This is a genomic window from Streptococcus nasisuis (assembly GCF_040836615.1).
In the GTDB taxonomy this organism is placed as follows: domain Bacteria; phylum Bacillota; class Bacilli; order Lactobacillales; family Streptococcaceae; genus Streptococcus; species Streptococcus suis_V.
Window position 1 is genome coordinate 920796 of record NZ_CP162268.1, and the last position, 16727, is coordinate 937522.

At 44.9% G+C, this 16727-nt stretch carries 16 protein-coding genes; 10 read left to right on the forward strand and 6 right to left on the reverse strand.

Annotation, left to right across the window (positions count from 1 at the left end; all coding sequences use genetic code 11):
• Window positions 1-174 precede the first annotated feature (174 nt).
• From gyrA to radC, 4 genes are all read left to right on the forward strand, one after another.
• Window positions 175-2631, forward strand: coding sequence for a DNA gyrase subunit A (gene gyrA / locus AB1F57_RS04685; RefSeq protein ID WP_174853091.1), 2457 nt, complete (start codon window positions 175-177; stop codon window positions 2629-2631).
• A complete protein-coding gene (locus AB1F57_RS04690) occupies window positions 2631-3374 on the forward strand; it encodes a class A sortase (RefSeq protein ID WP_367986168.1) in 744 nt (247 codons plus the stop codon). The genes gyrA and AB1F57_RS04690 overlap by 1 nt, the downstream gene beginning before the upstream one ends.
• A gap of 130 nt (window positions 3375-3504) precedes the next feature.
• Complete coding sequence (locus tag AB1F57_RS04695) at window positions 3505-4761, forward strand: ISL3 family transposase (RefSeq protein ID WP_174853283.1); 1257 nt, start codon at window positions 3505-3507, stop codon at window positions 4759-4761.
• A 111-nt stretch (window positions 4762-4872) separates the two neighbouring features.
• Window positions 4873-5553 carry a DNA repair protein RadC gene (radC, locus tag AB1F57_RS04700; RefSeq protein ID WP_105122590.1) on the forward strand — a complete coding sequence of 227 codons (681 nt, stop codon included), beginning with the start codon at window positions 4873-4875 and terminating at the stop codon, window positions 5551-5553.
• Window positions 5554-5597: 44 nt separating this feature from the next.
• On the opposite strand, the gene AB1F57_RS04705 is transcribed toward radC, so the two are convergent.
• The 6 genes from AB1F57_RS04705 to AB1F57_RS04730 form a co-directional block, all read right to left on the reverse strand.
• On the reverse strand, window positions 5598-6239 hold the full coding sequence (locus tag AB1F57_RS04705; RefSeq protein ID WP_125265833.1) for a redox-sensing transcriptional repressor Rex: 642 nt from the start codon (window positions 6237-6239) through the stop codon (window positions 5598-5600).
• Window positions 6240-6450: 211 nt separating this feature from the next.
• Window positions 6451-6651 (reverse strand): DUF4649 family protein, encoded by a 201-nt coding sequence (locus AB1F57_RS04710; RefSeq protein WP_167785650.1) that lies wholly within the window; start codon window positions 6649-6651, stop codon window positions 6451-6453.
• A gap of 1 nt (window position 6652) precedes the next feature.
• Window positions 6653-6997 carry a DUF1831 domain-containing protein gene (locus AB1F57_RS04715; protein WP_105110632.1) on the reverse strand — a complete coding sequence of 115 codons (345 nt, stop codon included), beginning with the start codon at window positions 6995-6997 and terminating at the stop codon, window positions 6653-6655.
• Between the two features lies 1 nt (window position 6998).
• Window positions 6999-8114 (reverse strand): cysteine desulfurase family protein, encoded by a 1116-nt coding sequence (locus AB1F57_RS04720; protein WP_167785649.1) that lies wholly within the window; start codon window positions 8112-8114, stop codon window positions 6999-7001.
• A gap of 15 nt (window positions 8115-8129) precedes the next feature.
• On the reverse strand, window positions 8130-9122 hold the full coding sequence (locus AB1F57_RS04725; RefSeq protein ID WP_167785648.1) for a ribose-phosphate diphosphokinase: 993 nt from the start codon (window positions 9120-9122) through the stop codon (window positions 8130-8132).
• 112 nt (window positions 9123-9234) lie between these two features.
• Window positions 9235-9810, reverse strand: a complete 576-nt coding sequence (locus AB1F57_RS04730; RefSeq protein ID WP_167785647.1) for a CYTH domain-containing protein — start codon at window positions 9808-9810, stop codon at window positions 9235-9237.
• 81 nt (window positions 9811-9891) lie between these two features.
• Here AB1F57_RS04730 and AB1F57_RS04735 point away from each other — a divergent pair, with 81 nt between their 5' ends.
• Genes AB1F57_RS04735 through AB1F57_RS04760 form a run of 6 tightly spaced genes read left to right on the forward strand, consistent with a single transcriptional unit; the run spans window position 9892 to window position 16723 of the window.
• Window positions 9892-10563, forward strand: a complete 672-nt coding sequence (locus AB1F57_RS04735) for a GTP pyrophosphokinase family protein (RefSeq protein WP_105138207.1) — start codon at window positions 9892-9894, stop codon at window positions 10561-10563.
• Entirely contained in the window at window positions 10547-11365 is an 819-nt protein-coding gene (locus AB1F57_RS04740; protein WP_170243575.1) for an NAD kinase, read from the forward strand. Before AB1F57_RS04735 ends, AB1F57_RS04740 begins: the two co-directional genes overlap by 17 nt.
• On the forward strand, window positions 11365-12258 hold the full coding sequence (locus tag AB1F57_RS04745; RefSeq protein WP_167785645.1) for an RluA family pseudouridine synthase: 894 nt from the start codon (window positions 11365-11367) through the stop codon (window positions 12256-12258). Before AB1F57_RS04740 ends, AB1F57_RS04745 begins: the two co-directional genes overlap by 1 nt.
• A gap of 20 nt (window positions 12259-12278) precedes the next feature.
• Window positions 12279-13265, forward strand: a complete 987-nt coding sequence (gene pta, locus AB1F57_RS04750; RefSeq protein ID WP_167785644.1) for a phosphate acetyltransferase — start codon at window positions 12279-12281, stop codon at window positions 13263-13265.
• A 4-nt stretch (window positions 13266-13269) separates the two neighbouring features.
• Complete coding sequence (locus tag AB1F57_RS04755) at window positions 13270-15006, forward strand: ABC transporter ATP-binding protein (RefSeq protein ID WP_367986169.1); 1737 nt, start codon at window positions 13270-13272, stop codon at window positions 15004-15006.
• Window positions 14993-16723, forward strand: a complete 1731-nt coding sequence (locus AB1F57_RS04760) for an ABC transporter ATP-binding protein (RefSeq protein WP_367986170.1) — start codon at window positions 14993-14995, stop codon at window positions 16721-16723. The genes AB1F57_RS04755 and AB1F57_RS04760 overlap by 14 nt, the downstream gene beginning before the upstream one ends.
• Window positions 16724-16727: the final 4 nt, after the last annotated feature.

The window sequence follows — 16727 nt, forward strand, 5'->3', positions numbered from 1 at the left end:
GTTTTATTTAGGGGGCATGTTGTCCCCTGACCACATTCCATTCTAGCACTTTTCCTGTGGTTTGTCACTTGGAAATAGGGACTTGAAAATGTTTACATAGCAATTCCCAAGTCAGAAAAGAGCCCCAGAATATGGTATAATAGTAGTAAGAATGCAGTTGAAATGAGGCATAGAATGCAAGATAAAAACTTAGTGACGGTGAATCTGACCAACGAAATGAAAAGCTCATTCATTGACTATGCGATGAGTGTCATTGTTTCTCGTGCACTGCCAGATGTGCGTGACGGTCTTAAGCCGGTTCATCGCCGTATTTTGTATGGAATGAATGAATTGGGAATCACTCCTGACAAGCCCCATAAGAAATCTGCCCGTATCACGGGTGATGTTATGGGTAAATACCATCCGCATGGGGATTCTGCCATCTATGAGGCCATGGTCCGTATGGCCCAGTGGTGGTCTTATCGCCACATGTTAGTTGATGGTCACGGGAACTTTGGTTCCATGGACGGGGACGGTGCCGCTGCCCAGCGTTACACTGAAGCTCGGATGAGCAAGATTGCGCTAGAAATGCTGCGTGATATTAACAAAAATACCGTTAATTTCGCGGACAACTATGATTCCAGCGAGCGTGAGCCAGAGGTATTGCCAGCACGATTCCCCAACCTTTTGGTCAACGGGACGACAGGTATCGCCGTTGGTATGGCGACCAATATTCCGCCGCATAATCTGGGTGAAACCATTGATGCGGTCAAGCTGGTTATGGACAATCCAGAAGTCACCACTCGTGAAATTATGGAGGTTTTACCGGGGCCTGACTTTCCAACGGGAGCCCTGGTTATGGGTAAATCAGGTATTCACCGTGCTTACGAGACTGGTAAGGGATCGATTACCCTGCGCTCGCGCACGGAGATTGAAGAATATGGCAATGGCCGTGAGCGGATTGTCGTAACGGAATTTCCTTACATGGTCAACAAATCCAAGGTTCAAGAACATATCGTTCGCTTGGTGCAGGAAAAACGGATTGACGGTATTACCGCGGTCCGTGATGAGTCCAACCGTGAGGGTGTTCGCTTCGTCATTGAGGTGCGTCGTGATGCCTCTGCCAATGTGATTTTGAACAATCTCTTCAAGCAGACCCAGCTCCAAACTAACTTTAGTTTCAACATGTTGGCTATTCAAAATGGTGTTCCGAAAATCCTTTCTGTTCGTCAGATTTTGGAATCCTATATCGAGCATCAAAAAGAAGTAGTAACCCGTCGGACCCAGTTTGACAAGGAGAAGGCTGAGGCACGTGCCCATATTTTAGAAGGCTTGCTGATTGCGCTGGATCATATAGACGAGGTTATTCGTATCATCCGCAATTCGGAAACGGATGCTATTGCCCAAGCAGAATTGATGGCCAAATTCAATCTTTCAGAGCGTCAGAGCCAGGCTATTCTGGATATGCGTCTCCGTCGTCTGACAGGATTGGAACGTGATAAGATTCAGTCTGAATATGATGAATTGATAGCTTTGATAGCTGATTTGGCGGATATTTTGGCCAAGCCAGAGCGTGTGATTCTCATCATCAAGGAAGAGCTGGACGAAGTGAAGCGCAAGTATGCGGATGAACGTCGGACAGAATTGATGGTCGGTGAGGTCTTGTCACTAGAAGACGAGGACTTGATTGAAGAGGCAGATGTCTTGATTACCTTGTCAAACCAGGGCTATATCAAGCGTTTGGCCCAGGATGAATTCCACGCTCAGAAACGTGGTGGACGCGGTGTTCAGGGGACAGGTGTCAAGGACGACGACTTTGTCCGTGAACTGGTGTCAACCAGCACCCATGACCGTCTGCTCTTCTTTACCAACAAAGGCCGTGTTTACCGTCTGAAAGGTTACGAAATTCCTGAATACGGTCGGACCGCTAAGGGCTTGCCAGTGGTCAATCTCCTCAAACTGGAGGAAAATGAGTCCATCCAGACCATTATCAATGTGACCAAGGAGCAGGAAGATGGCCATTATCTCTTCTTTGCGACCCGTCAGGGGATTGTCAAACGTACCAGCGTGTCCGAATTTGGCAATATCCGCCAAAATGGTCTCAAGGCTCTGAATTTGAAAGAAGATGATGAACTTATCAATGTTTTCTTGACAGATGGTCAGGCAGACGTCATTATGGGAACCAAGTTTGGCTATACTGTACGCTTTACGGAGACAGCTGTCCGCGGTATGAGCCGTATTGCAACGGGTGTCAAAGGGATTACCCTGCGAGACGGTGACCAGGTGGTCGGAGCGACCATGATTTTCGATGACCAGGAAGTTCTGGTGCTATCCGAGAAGGGCTTTGGCAAACGGACGCCTGCGAGTGAGTATCCGACAAAAGGTCGCGGTGGTAAGGGAATTATCACCATGAAAGTGGCAGAAAAGAATGGTCCATTGGCTGGATTGATTACGGTGTCAGGCACTGAGGACATCATGGTGATTACAGATACAGGTGTCATTATTCGGACCAGCGTTGCCAATATTTCGCAAACAGGTCGTTCGACTATGGGTGTCAAGGTAATGAGACTGGATCAGGAAGCGAAAATCATGACCTTTGCACTGGTTGATGCTGCAGAAGACGAAGAAAATACGGAAGAAGAGGATAAGTAATGACAAAGGATAAGAAAAGAAAAGCAAGACTGGGGTCATGGTTGAGAAATCTTGCAATAGGTCTCCTAATGCTCATCTCGCTAGCCTTGATTTTCAACACATCTATCCGCAATATGATGATTGCCTGGAACAGTAATAAGTATCAGGTAACCAAAGTATCCAAGGAAGAAATTGCTAGTAATAAAGAGGTGGAGACTACATTTGATTTTGCTCAAGTAGAATCTATCTCTACGGAAGCTGTTATGAAGGCCCAGTGGGAAGCGCAGCAGCTGCCAGTTATTGGAGGGATTGCTATCCCAGATTTGAAGATTAACTTGCCAATTTTCAAAGGTCTTTCAAACGTTGCCCTCATGTATGGAGCGGGCACCATGAAAGAAACGCAAGAAATGGGTAAAGGCAACTATTCGCTAGCCAGCCACCATATTTTTGGTATGGCTGGAGCCAGTGAAACTCTCTTTTCTCCTCTTGAAAATGCCAAAGAGGGGATGAAGATTTATTTGACTGACAAGGAAAACATCTACGTTTATAACGTGAAAAGTGTTCAGTCAGTGACGCCTGATAGTGTCTATGTCATCGATGATGTTGAAGGGCAAAATGAGATTACGCTGGTTACCTGTGAAGACTTGGCTGCCACCATGCGGACCATTGTTAAGGGCGACTTAGAAGAAGTGATTCCTTATGACCAGGCTGATGGCGAAACACTCAAATACTTTGAACAAACATATAATCAGGTTCAACTATAAATTGAGGCTCTATAATTTCTGTAGTGGGTAAAACCACCATGGAAATTATGGAGCCTTTTTGAGTATATACAAAAAGTCCCATATGACCTATAATGAAAAGTGCTCAAACTATCATTTTAGAAAGACTCATATGGAACAACTAAATCTTATCACTAATTTTCTCAGAATTAAAGACAAAAATATTACTATCACTGATGAATATGATATGGGAACTCACTTAGAACTCCACGGTTACTTGGATTACATGGCTCCTAAATGTCCAGAATGCAAGGGACAAATGGCTAAGTACGACTACCAGAAAGCATCAAAAATCCCTTACCTAGAAACTGCTGGTTACCCACTCCTTATCCGCCTTAAAAAGCGTCGTTTCAAGTGTAAAGAATGTGGGAAAATGGCTGTCGCTGAAACTCCTCTTGTTAAGAAAAACCATCAAATATCTGTCGCTGTTAGTCAGAAGATCGCCCAGTTACTCATCGAAAATCAAGCAATGACACATATTGCACACAGGCTAGCTATCTCAACATCATCAGTTATGAGAAAGCTCAATGAGTTCAAGTTTGAAACGGATTGGAATACCCTACCTGAGGTGATGAGTTGGGACGAGTATGCCTTCAAGAAGGGGAAAATGAGCTTCATCGCTCAAGATTTCGACTCCCTAAATGTCATCACCATTCTCGACGGAAGAACTCAAGCAACCATCCGAAACCACTTTCTACGCTATCCTAGAAAGGTTAGAAATCGAGTCAAAGTGATTACCATGGATATGTTTAGTCCCTATTATCAACTTGCTAAACAGCTTTTTCCGAATGCAAAAATTGTACTCGACCGCTTTCATATTGTTCAACACCTTAGCCGTGCTATGAACCGTGTCCGTATTCAAATCATGAATCAATTCGACAGAAAATCGCAGGAATACCGTGCTTTGAAACGCTACTGGAAATTGATACAACAAGATAGCCGTAAAATCAATGATAAACGATTTTATCGCCCTATGTTTCGAATGCATTTGACTAACAAGGAAATCCTGGAAAAACTCTTGTCTTTCTCTGAGGAACTACGACAGCACTATGAACTCTATCAGCTTCTCTTATTCCATTTCCAAGAGAAGAACTCAGACCATTTCTTTGACCTAATTGAACAAGAAATAACCACTGTTAATCCTATTTTCCAGACGGTATTTAAGACATTTCTAAAGGATAAAGACAAGGTTTTGAATGCCCTAGAATTGCCTTATTCCAACGCCAAACTGGAAGCTACCAATAATCTCATCAAAGTCATTAAAAGAAATGCCTTTGGTTTCAGGAACTTTGAGAACTTTAAAAAACGCATTTTGATTGCTTTGAACATAAAGAAAGAGAGAACGAAGTTCGTCCTCTCTAGGTGTTAGCTTTTCATCTACCCACTACAGTTGACAAAGAGCCTAAATTGATTTGTCAAAAGGGTAGAATTTCTATCCTTTTTTCAATTTTTTTACGAACAGATAGGTGAGGAGGATTTTATGTATCAAATTGATTTTAAGGAAGAAGCACTGATGCCCCGTGAACGCTTGTTAGAATTGGGGCCGGAACGCCTGAGTAACCAGGAACTCCTGGCTATTTTCATCCGTACGGGTACAAAAAAGGAGCCGGTTTCTATCTTGTCCAACAATCTACACAATCAGCTGGAAAATCTGGCGGCTCTAAAGGATTTGTCTATTGAGGAATTGCAGAGCTTGACTGGGATTGGTCGGGTCAAGGCGATTGAGATAAAGGCCATGATTGAGCTTGGTAAGCGCATCAATCAGTCTGAGATTTTGCTCAACGATCGTATTTTGGGTAGTGAAAAACTGGGGCGTAAAATGATTCAGGAGATTGGACAGCAGAAGCAGGAGCATTTGGTCGCCCTCTATCTCAACACTCAGAATCAGGTCATCCACCAAAAAACAGTCTTTATCGGCAGTGTCAATCGCAGTATTGCAGAGCCCAGGGAGATTTTGCATTATGCAGTCAAGTGTATGGCGACCTCGATTATCATCGTTCACAATCATCCGTCAGGCTCTGTACAGCCGAGTAAAAACGATTTGCTCTTTACTGAAAATTTGAAGGATTCTTGTGAGACTTTGGGTCTGGTTCTCTTGGATCATCTGATTGTCGGGCAGAAGGACTATTATTCTTTCAGGGAAGAGAGTGAATTATTTTAGTATCAAAAAACAGGGCTAGTCGAAACTAACTCTGTTTTGCTCTCTTATTCGCCTTTTCTCATAAAATATAGGAGTGTTTGCAGTTCGCTGGTCAAATCCACATATTGGACAACCACATCTTTTGGTACAGAGAGGTTAACTGGTGAGAAGCTGAGGATTCCTTTGACACCGGACTCAACTAGCACATCAGCTACTTCCTGGGCTTTAACACTTGGGACGGTCAAGATGGCAGTTTGTGAATCAGCCTCGGCAATCCGTTCCTTCAATTCAGAAATGGCATAGATTGGAATAGATTCATCAACTGTGCCCACAGCTGGATTATCATCTGCCTCAAAAGCCATAACAATCTTCATTTTGTTTCGCTCGTGGAACTTATAGTGGAGTAGGGCACGTCCCATGTTACCAACCCCTATGAGCATAACGTTGGTGATGGAATTGTCATTTAAAATTTCAGCAAAAAATTCCATCAATTTTTGGACGTCATAGCCAAAACCACGGCGACCTAGTTCACCAAAATAAGAAAAATCACGGCGGACAGTTGCAGAATCAATTCCGATAGCTTCTGCAATATCTTTTGAGCTGGCCTTCTCAATATTGCTAGCGTGGAATCGCTTGAAAATGCGGTAATATAAGGAAAGTCGCTTAGCCGTGGCCCGAGGGATGTCAGCGTTTTTTATGTTCTTCACTCTTTTCTCCTTCTAGCTGTAGGACACCGGTTACTGGTCAGATAGATTTCACAATCTTTTGTAAATCGTATCAAAAATTTGCAAGGGATTGCAAAACCGATAACATCACTATCAGCTTGTTTGTTAATTCACTTCTTTCTTCTATTTTAGTCTATGTTTGTGAAAAAATCAACAGATTGATTTGAAAAAAAGACCAAACAACTTGGTCTTTCTATAGGGTTTGAAAATAGCGATAGAGGTCTCCGACGGTGCCTTGGAAGTCAAGAGCTTGTCCGTCCTTGAGAATGCGGGTAACAGGGTAATAATCTGGTAGGGTGACACAGCCTGCAAAGGCCAATTTAGCCTCATCCAGATTATTAAATTGTTGAACCCGTTCTAGTTTGTAGGCATCAGTGTAGTAGATTTCAATCATCTTAGGCCTCTTTTGTAAATATATCTCGGTCGACCAGGCTATCCATGAGGAAGTAGAATTTTTCCTGAATAACTGGATTGCTGCCTGGTTTGAAAATGTTAATCAAACGAAGACCAGACTTGTCTGTGATGTTGATTTTAAAACCAGTCAAATCTTGGTTGATGATAATTTTCAAGAGGAAACCTTGCCCAGAATTGGGAACTTCTTCTAGTAGGCGTTCCAGCTGATAGTGGCCAGCCTTGGTTTGCTCAAAGGTATTGTCACGTAGGGTGTATTTTTTGATACCAGAGCTGATATGATAGGTAAAGTTACAATCTTTTAAGCGTACAGTTTTTTCAAATGCCATTTTATCCTCCTATTATCTTGTGTAATTCAGTGATGAGTGCATCAATATCAGCAGTCGTATTGCTTTCTGAGAAACTGATGCGGATGGATTCTTTCAGTCGTGGAGAATCTTTTCCATACATAGCCTCAAGGACATGACTGTTTTGTACAACACCTGCTGTGCAGGCAGAACCACTTGAAACTGCGATTCCGGCTAGATCTAGGCGCATGAGAACCTGTTCATTGAGTTGACCAGGAAAGCCCAGATTGATGATATGAGGAAGGTGGTCGCCAGTTTGATTGATGTAGTAGTCAGTGTCGGCCAGGTGGTGGATGAGGTGTTCTTTTAGGGAAGTGATGTATTGAAGATCTTGGTCCCTTTTAGCAGTTTGCTCTTTGAGGGCTGTGGCCATCGCCGCAATGGCAGGGAGGTTTTCTGTTCCTGCACGATGTTGATTTTCTTGCTTACCGCCATGTATGAGTGCATCAAATTTAGGCAATCTTGAATAGAGGAAACCAATACCTTTTGGGCCATGAAATTTATGGGCAGCAGCAGATAGGAAATCAATTCCCAGTTCTTCAGGTTGGACAGGCAATTTTCCCATGACCTGCACTGCATCAACATGGAAAACTGCCTGGTGGTCTGCTAGTAACTGTCCAATTTCTTGGATAGGGAGCAGTTGGCCAGTTTCATTATTGGCAAACATGGTGCTGACCAGAATGGTGTCTGGTCTAAGTGCATCTTTGATCTGCTGGGCTGTGATGATTTGGTCGATTGGCTGGATATAGGTCACTTCAAAGCCAAAACGTTCCTCCAGATACTGCATGGTATGGAGGACTGCATGGTGTTCAATGGCAGTAGTGATAAGGTGTTTGCCCTTGTCTTGATGGGCCAGAGCATAGCCTTGAATGGCTAAATTATTGGCCTCAGAGCCTCCAGATGTGAAGATTAAGTTATCAGGACGGACCGACAAGATATCAGCTATATCCTGTCGTGCCTGTCTGAGAACCTGATTAGCCTTGCGACCAGCACCGTGGATGCTAGACGGATTGCCATAGATGTCTGCAGCGACTTCCGTCATCCTTTCTAGGGCAGCCGGTGACAGGGCAGTCGTAGCTGCATTATCTAAATAAATCAAGTGTAACTCCTAGTTTTATTTAAGTGGGCTGTTAAATTTGAAAAGTGGGCTGTTAAATTTGAAAAGTGGGCTCAATGGCTGGTGTTCTTGAATGCGGTGGATAGCATCAGCAATCAAGTCGCTAGCCGTAATGAAAGCAATATTATTAGGATGTTGTTCCTTGCTGGCTACAGAGTCTGTGACCAAAATTTCCTTGATAGGAGAGTTATCCAAGAGTTCCGCAGCAGTCCCAGCGAAAAGTCCATGACTGGCAACGGCGTAAATTTCAGTTGCACCACCGTCTTGAACAATTTTGGATGCTTGAGAGAAAGTGCGGCCTGTATTTAGAATATCGTCGACCAGGATGGCTTTCTTCCCAGCAACATCACCGATGATATAGCCTTCGGCACGTTCCGAATCGTCTTGGGCGTAGTCAATGATTGCAATCGGTGCATTCAAAAATTCTGCGATGTTACGAGCGCGCTTGATTCCTGAATTTTTTGGACTAACGATGACCACATCGTCGTTGCAGAGGCCTTTTTCCATGTAGTAGGACGCAAAGAGTGGCTCTGTCAGGAGATTATCCACTGGAATATCAAAGAAACCTTGAATCTGTGATGCGTGGAGGTCCAGGGTCAGAACGCGGTCGACACCGGCTTTTACCAACATATTTGCTACTAGTTTAGCAGTGATTGGTTCGCGTGGAGAGGCTGTGCGGTCTTGACGAGCGTAGCCAAAATACGGCATGACAGCGGTGATGGTGTTGGCAGAGGCACGCTTACAAGCGTCAATCATAATCAAGAGTTCCCACAAGTGATTGTTGACTGGGTAGCTAGTTGATTGGATGATATAGACATCAACACCACGGACTGATTCCTCAATGTTAATCTGGATTTCACCGTCAGAAAATTGACGTGAAGACATTTTTCCAAGAGGAATACCGGCTGATTCTGCAATTTTTTCAGCGATATCACGGTTACTGTTGAGCGAGAATAATTTAATGTTATGTTCACCAAGTGGTTGTACCATTTTGACTAACTCCTTTTTATAACCCTACTTTTTCATAAAAGCAATGAAACATAGATAGATTTATTTTACCAAAAAAACGGACAATTTTCAGTAGTAAAGTCAAAAATCAGCCTTATTGGGCTGATTTTATCTGGGCTGCGGTGCGGGCGACCTTGCTGCTGGCGTATTTGAATTGGATGGATTGTTTTTTCAGGTAGTCGTCAAAGAGGATTTTGCCTACTTCGGCATCGGCCACTTCAACCTCTAGTTCATAATCATGGATGCCGGCATAGTCATTTTCATCCAGGGCCATGAGACCGATAGAGGTCTCTTTTTCATAGCGTTTGGTGGTCAAGCTACCCCAGACGGCTAGGTTATCAAGAGGGACATCGGTGGCTGAAATGATGTCAGTAATCTGTCCTTTTGGTAGTTGAAAATTGGTCAGCAATTTTCGTGCAGTATCGATGTCTAGAGCTTGATTGTATTCCTGATTGCCAATCTCCTGGGGAATTTTTAGGGTCAGCTCTGCCATGTCCTCAAAGGTCCGAATACGGAGGGAAAATCGGTTGCTTTTCATATCTAAGTCCGGCGTGTCTATGTAGTGATTAGTCTGCATGACAGGCTGGACATCTGCGAAATCGGGTAGCAGTCGAAGATATTCAGATTTGGTTAATAATGTTTTGTACTCAATTTCCAGATGGTTTTTCATACTGTAAACCCCTTTCATATGGTATAATAATCTTTGTGTTATTCTAATACAATTTATAGGATTTGACAAGAAAGGAGCCGTATGGAGTTTAATTGGGAAGAATTTTTAGACCCCTACATTCAGACTGTCGGGGAGTTGAAAATTAAGCTGCGTGGTATTCGAAAGCAGTACCGCAAGTTTAACCGCCATTCTCCCATTGAATTTGTGACGGGGCGGGTCAAGCCTATCGAGTCTATTCAGGAAAAGATGGCTCTGCGGCATATCAAGCTGGAAAATCTGGCCCAGGACATGCAGGACATTGCCGGTCTGAGGATCATGGTCCAGTTTGTGGATGACATTGAGGAGGTCTTGGCTATTTTGCGCAAGCGCAAGGACATGCAGATTGTCCATGAGCGGGACTATATCAAGTACATGAAAGCATCGGGCTATCGTTCCTATCATGTGGTCGTTGAGTATCCGGTGGATACGATCAATGGCAGCAAGACCGTCCTAGCAGAAATCCAGATTCGAACACTTTCTATGAACTTTTGGGCGACTATTGAACATTCGCTAAATTACAAGTATAAGGGAAATTTCCCTGAGGAAATCAAGAAACGGCTGGAAATTACAGCCAAGATTGCCTACGAACTAGACGAGGAGATGCGTAAAATCCGCAACGACATTCAGGAGGCTCAGGCTCTTTTTGACCCCGCCCACCGCAAGTTGAATGACGGTGTCGGAAATAGTGATGATACAGATGAAGAATATAGATAGAAAAAAAATCGCTCTGCTCGCCAGCCGAAATCCCAAGAGTGAGGCGGTGTCCAAGGAACTTTGGACCAAGCTCAAAGAGGCGAATTTTATCCTGACACCCAAGAATCCAGATATTGTCATTTCCATTGGTGGAGATGGCATGCTCCTGTCGGCCTTTCATAAGTATGAGAAACTCATCGATAGGGTCCGCTTTGTCGGTATTCATACGGGGCATCTGGGTTTTTACACGGATTATCGAGATTTTGAAGTGGACAAGCTAGTAGAGAATTTGAAGTTGGACAGGGGAGCTCGTGTTTCCTATCCCATTCTTAATGTCAAGGTCAAACTCAATGATGGCCGGGTAATCACGGCGCGTGCCCTCAATGAGGCGACTATCAAGCGCCTGACCAAGACCATGGTGGCTGATATTATCATCAACCATGTTCCCTTCGAGCGTTTTCGTGGGGATGGCATATCGGTATCGACACCGACTGGTTCAACGGCCTACAATAAGTCGCTGGGGGGCGCTGTCCTTCATCCGACTATTGAGGCTCTGCAGATTGCAGAAGTGGCCAGCCTGAACAATCGGGTCTACCGGACGCTAGGGTCATCAGTCGTAGTACCGAAAAAGGACAAGATTGTTATCGAGCCCCAGCATGATGACCGCTATTCTATTGCAGTGGACAATAAGACCTATGTCTACGACAATATTAAGAGCATTGAATACCAGATTGACAATAGTAAAATCCATTTTGTCGCATCGCCCAGCCATACTAGCTTTTGGAATCGGGTCAAAGATGCCTTTATCGGCGAGGTGGAGTAATGCGGTTTGAATTTATAGCAGACCAGCACACCAAAATCAAGACCTTCCTTAAGAAACACGGGGTGTCCAAGGGATTGCTGGCTAAAATCAAGTACACTGGTGGTGCTATTTTGGTTAACGACCAGCCACAGAATGCTACTTACTTGCTTGATATTGGCGATAGGGTTACAATTGATATACCAGCTGAAGAGGATTTGACAGGTAGTTTGGAACCTATTTCCTTTCCCCTGGACATTGTCTACGAGGATGACCATTTTTTAGCTATCAATAAGCCGGTGGGCTATGCCTCCATTCCTAGCAGTCTTCATTCGTCGACCATTGCCAACTTTGTCAAGGGTTACTTGGTCGAGCAGGACTATGAAAACAAGCAGGTCCACATAGTGACTCGTCTAGATAGGGATACATCTGGGGTCATGCTCTTTGCCAAGCACGGCTATGCCCATGCTAGATTGGACAAGCAATTGCAGGCAAAGCTTATCCATAAACGCTACTATGCTCTGGTCAAGGGTGAGGGGAAGCTGGATGCAGAAGGGGAGATTATCGCTCCGATTGGTCGACCGGAAGATAGTATTATTACCCGTTGTGTGACTAAGACGGGTAAATATGCCCATACTTCCTATAAGGTGGTCCAGTCCTGGGGCGACATTCACCTGGTGGACATTCAGTTGCACACTGGTCGAACACACCAGATTCGTGTCCATTTTTCCCACATTGGATTTCCTTTGCTAGGGGATGATATGTATGGTGGCAGTTTAGAATGTGGTATTCAACGTCAGGCCTTGCATTGTCACAATTTGGCTTTTGACAATCCTTTTTCAGCCCAAAGGATTGACTTGGAAGCTCCACTTCCAGACGATTTTCAGGCTGTTATTACATCGTTAACTAATAAATAATATTTAAAAGGAGAATTTAAATGGAAATTCGGAATTTATTTGGTGAAATGAAGCAAAAAATCGTAGGTAAAAAACTACGTATCGTTTTCCCAGAAGGTACAGATGAGCGCGTCGTGCGTGCAGCAGCTCGTTTGAAATTTGAAGGTTTGGTAGAGCCTATCATCCTTGGTGTGCCGGAAGATGTTCATACTTTGTTGACAGACTTTGGTTTCTCAAACCCTGGGATCACAGTTATTGATCCTAACAATTACGCAAACTTCGATGCCATGAAGCATGAATTTGTTACTCTTCGTAAAGGTAAAGTTGACGAAGCACAGGCCGATGAAATTTTGCGTGATGTCAACTACTTTGGTGTGATGTTAGTGCAAATGGGATTAGCAGAAGGTATGGTTTCAGGTGCAATCCACTCAACTGCTGATACAGTTCGTCCTGCTCTTCAAATTATCAAAACCAAGCCAGGCGTTAAGCGTACATCAGGAGTTTTCTTGATGGTGAAAGACCAGCACAAGTTTGTCTTTGGTGACTGTGCAATTAACATTGAACCCGATGCTGAGACCTTGGCTGAGATTGCCATCCAATCAGCAGAAACGGCTAAGACATTTGGTATCGATCCTAAAGTGGCTATGATTTCCTACTCAACAAAAGGGTCAGGTTCAGGTCCACGTGTTGATAAGGTTGTCGAAGCAACTCGTTTGGCTCAAGAACTCCGTCCAGATCTTTTGATTGACGGTGAATTGCAGATGGATGCTGCCTTAGTACCTGATACAGCTCGCTTGAAAGCACCTAACAGTCCAGTTGCTGGTCAAGCCAATGTCTTTATCTTCCCAGCAATTGAAGCAGGGAACATTACTTATAAGGTAGTGGAGCGTCTTGGTGGTTATGAAGCAGTTGGTCCAGTTTTGCAAGGTTTGAACAAGCCAGTCAACGACCTTTCTCGTGGATGTAGTTCAGAAGACGTCTACAAACTTGGTATTATCACAGCAGCTCAGGCTGTAGACGCTTTGTAAGCTAATGACATTTATCCTACGATATGTCAGGGATTACCTGAAAGAAGTTACGCTAGCTCCTCTCTTCAAACTGTTGGAGGCCTGCTTTGAACTCCTTGTTCCCTTGGCTATTGCCCATATCGTTGATACTATTATTCCACATGGCAATCAGGGGGACCTGGTTGCTATGCTTTTACTCCTGACAGGGTTGGCAATTGTGGGAGTTCTAGTATCTATTTTAGGGCAATATTATTCAGCCAAGGCAGCAGTTGGGGTGACCAAGCAGTTGACAGAGGACCTGTTTGAAAAAGTCTTATCTTTGCCGCAAGCTAGTCAGGATACTTTGTCCCGCTCATCAATTTTGACGCGCTTGACCAGTGATACCTTGCAGATTCAAGCAGGAATCAATATTTTCTTGCGCCTGTTTCTACGGGCTCCGATTGTGGTCTTTGGTGCTTTCTTCATGGCCTTCTATATCAGTCCTAGCCTTTCTCTCTATTTTCTGGGGATGATTGCTGTTTTGCTGGTGATTGTGGCAGGTATTACGGCGGCTGTCAGTCGCTATCTCTTATCGATTCGTAGAGATTTGGACAGCTTGGTAGGGCAGGTGCGTGAAACGGTTACGGGCTGGCGGGTCATTCGTGCCTTTGGCCAGGTAGCGAGAGAAGTTGCTCATTTTCAAGCACTCAATCTGGCCTATAAAAATAGACAGTTACAGGCTGGTTACTGGTCTAGCCTGCTGTCGCCACTGACTTTTCTGGTGGTTAATGCGACCTTGATGATTTTGATTTGGAAAGGAAATCTAGCCATTTCTAACAATCTGCTAGAGCAAGGGATGCTGGTTGCCCTAATCAATTATCTCCTGCAAATCTTGGCGGAGCTGGTCAAGATGGTCATGGTTGTCTCATCTATCAACCAGTCTTATATCGCTGGTCAACGGATTCAGGAAATTTTCAAGCAAGAATCCGAAGACCTGGAAGGCACTCTGCCAGTCCTGCAAGCCAATGACCCAGCTGATGTTTTTGCACTATACAAGCTGGATTTTGCCTATCCCAATGCTGCTGAACAGGCCCTGTCAGGAATTTCTATTCAGATAAAGAAAGGCCAGTTTATCGGCATCATCGGTGGTACGGGTGCTGGTAAGACGACCTTGGTCAATCTCTTGCAGGCCTTTTATCCGATGCCAGCTAATCAATTGATGCACTTTATTGATGGAAAGAGTCCTGTGAATCTCAAAACCTGGCGGGCTAATTGTGCCACCGTTGCCCAGCAGGCTCAGCTCTTTGCTGGAACTGTCCGCTCAAATCTTACCTTGGGACTGGCTGATAGTTCCGAAGAACGCATTTGGTGGGCCCTGAAGATTGCTCAGGCGGATGGATTTGTGGCAGAAAAGGGCGGTTTGGATAGTCCTGTAGCAGCCTTTGGGAAGAATTTTTCCGGTGGACAACGGCAACGGTTGACCATTGCGCGTGCTCTCTTGAAAGAAGCACCTGTTTTGATTTTGGATGATGCGACGTCGGCCCTGGACTATCTGACAGAGAGCCGTCTCTTGCAGGCTATCAAGGAGGAATTGCCTGACCAAACCTTGATTATGGTGTCTCAACGGACCAATAGCCTGAAGACTGCGGATCAGATTTTGGTTCTGGACCAGGGACAGCAGGTGGGGCTAGGTCGTCATCAAGACTTGCTAGAAAGCTCTGCTATTTACCGTGAAATTGACCAATCCCAGCATGGAGAGGAGGGCAGCCATGAAGAAAACTAGTCTGCATCAATTGACAAGCCTGGTCCTAAAACAGCCCATTCGTCTGATTCTGCTCTTGCTGGCGACACTGGCTCAGGTCCTTCTGACCGTCTATCTTCCTATCCTTATCGGTCGGGCAGTCGACGCGGTCTTGGTAGCAGATAGCCAGGTCTTGCTGGAGATTCTGCTGCAGATGTTTGTCGTCATTCTGGCCAATGGCCTGGTCCAGTGGTATCTGCCCTTGGTCACCAATCGCCTGGTCTATGATATGGTGGCAGACTTGCGGGAGCAGGTCTATGTCAAATTGCACCAGTTGCCCCTTTCCTATCTGGATAGGCAGTCAACGGGGGACTTGGTTGCACGATTTTCCAGTGATAGTGAACAGCTGACTAACGGTCTTTTGATGGTCTTCAACCAGTTTTTCGCTGGAATTTTGACCATTCTCTTGACCATTTTTACCATGGCAGGTTTGGATCTTGTCATGATGCTTTTGGTTGTTGCCTTGACCCCGCTGTCTCTTTTTGTGGCGCGTTTTATTGCCAAGAAGAGCTATACTTACTACAGTCGCCAGACCCAGGCGCGTGGGCAGCAAGCTCAGCTCTTAGAGGAGACCATTAGTCAGCTCAGTCTGGTGCAGGCCTTCAATGCCCAAGACCAGATTAAGAAGCAGTTCCAGCAGGTCAATGGCGACTACGCTCAATATTTGCAGAAGGCAATATTTGCTTCGTCTACGGTCAATCCGACTACCCGATTTGTCAATGCCTTGATTTATGCGCTTTTGACAGGTCTTGGAGCACTTCGCATCATGCAGGGGACCTTTACAGTCGGCTCTCTGACCACCTTTCTCAACTATGCCAGCCAGTACAGCAAGCCTTTTAACGATATTTCTTCTGTCCTATCGGAATTGCAGAGCGCTTTAGCTTGTGCAGACAGGCTCTTTGCCCTTGTTAATCTAGCTAGCGAAGAGGATAGGGCAGAGCGGACAATTGACTCGGATCAGTTGCAGGGGGCTATTTCCTTTGAAAATGTATCTTTCTCTTATCAGCCTGAAAAATCGCTCATTGAGGACCTGACGATTGATGTTACCTCTGGTCAAAAGGTGGCTATCGTTGGTCCGACTGGCGCAGGGAAATCGACCATGATTAATCTGCTCATGCGTTTTTACGATGTCAATGCTGGCCAGATTGTCCTGGACGGTGTGCCTATTTCCCAATACAGCCGAGAGGATTTGCGGCGGCAGATTGGCATGGTTCTCCAAGAAACCTGGATAAAATCAGGAACTATCCATGAAAATATTGCCTATGGATATCCTCATGCGACTAGGGAATGGGTTATCGAGGTGGCCAAGGCAGCCAATGCGGATTTCTTTATTCGTCAATTGCCCCAAGGTTATGATACTGTCCTGACAGATGGTGGCGCCTCTCTATCGCAGGGTCAACGGCAATTGCTGTCGATTGCGCGCGTTTTTGTCAAAATCCCTAAAATCTTAATTTTGGATGAGGCGACCTCGTCGATTGACACACGGACGGAGTTATTGGTTCAAGAAGCCTTTGCCAAATTGATGCAGGGACGGACCAGCTTTATCATTGCCCATCGCCTATCAACCATCCAATCAGCTGACTTGATTTTGGTCATGGTAGATGGAAAAATTGTCGAACAAGGCAATCATAGGGAATTGATGGATGCGCAAGGTTTTTATTACCAGATGCAGATGAGCCAGCAGGCTGCTGAACAGTAGGTAA

What these genes read in the sequence shown, in the direction of transcription:
- gyrA (WP_174853091.1), top strand. Translation starts at nt 175, where the DNA reads ATGCAAGATAAAAACTTAGTGACGGTGAATCTGACCAACGAAATGAAA.
- AB1F57_RS04690 (WP_367986168.1), top strand. Translation starts at nt 2,631, where the DNA reads ATGACAAAGGATAAGAAAAGAAAAGCAAGACTGGGGTCATGGTTGAGA.
- AB1F57_RS04695 (WP_174853283.1), top strand. Translation starts at nt 3,505, where the DNA reads ATGGAACAACTAAATCTTATCACTAATTTTCTCAGAATTAAAGACAAA.
- radC (WP_105122590.1), top strand. Translation starts at nt 4,873, where the DNA reads ATGTATCAAATTGATTTTAAGGAAGAAGCACTGATGCCCCGTGAACGC.
- AB1F57_RS04710 (WP_167785650.1), bottom strand. Translation starts at nt 6,651, where the DNA reads ATGATTGAAATCTACTACACTGATGCCTACAAACTAGAACGGGTTCAA.
- AB1F57_RS04715 (WP_105110632.1), bottom strand. Translation starts at nt 6,997, where the DNA reads ATGGCATTTGAAAAAACTGTACGCTTAAAAGATTGTAACTTTACCTAT.
- AB1F57_RS04725 (WP_167785648.1), bottom strand. Translation starts at nt 9,122, where the DNA reads ATGGTACAACCACTTGGTGAACATAACATTAAATTATTCTCGCTCAAC.
- AB1F57_RS04730 (WP_167785647.1), bottom strand. Translation starts at nt 9,810, where the DNA reads ATGAAAAACCATCTGGAAATTGAGTACAAAACATTATTAACCAAATCT.
- AB1F57_RS04735 (WP_105138207.1), top strand. Translation starts at nt 9,892, where the DNA reads ATGGAGTTTAATTGGGAAGAATTTTTAGACCCCTACATTCAGACTGTC.
- AB1F57_RS04740 (WP_170243575.1), top strand. Translation starts at nt 10,547, where the DNA reads ATGAAGAATATAGATAGAAAAAAAATCGCTCTGCTCGCCAGCCGAAAT.
- AB1F57_RS04745 (WP_167785645.1), top strand. Translation starts at nt 11,365, where the DNA reads ATGCGGTTTGAATTTATAGCAGACCAGCACACCAAAATCAAGACCTTC.
- pta (WP_167785644.1), top strand. Translation starts at nt 12,279, where the DNA reads ATGGAAATTCGGAATTTATTTGGTGAAATGAAGCAAAAAATCGTAGGT.
- AB1F57_RS04755 (WP_367986169.1), top strand. Translation starts at nt 13,270, where the DNA reads ATGACATTTATCCTACGATATGTCAGGGATTACCTGAAAGAAGTTACG.
- AB1F57_RS04760 (WP_367986170.1), top strand. Translation starts at nt 14,993, where the DNA reads ATGAAGAAAACTAGTCTGCATCAATTGACAAGCCTGGTCCTAAAACAG.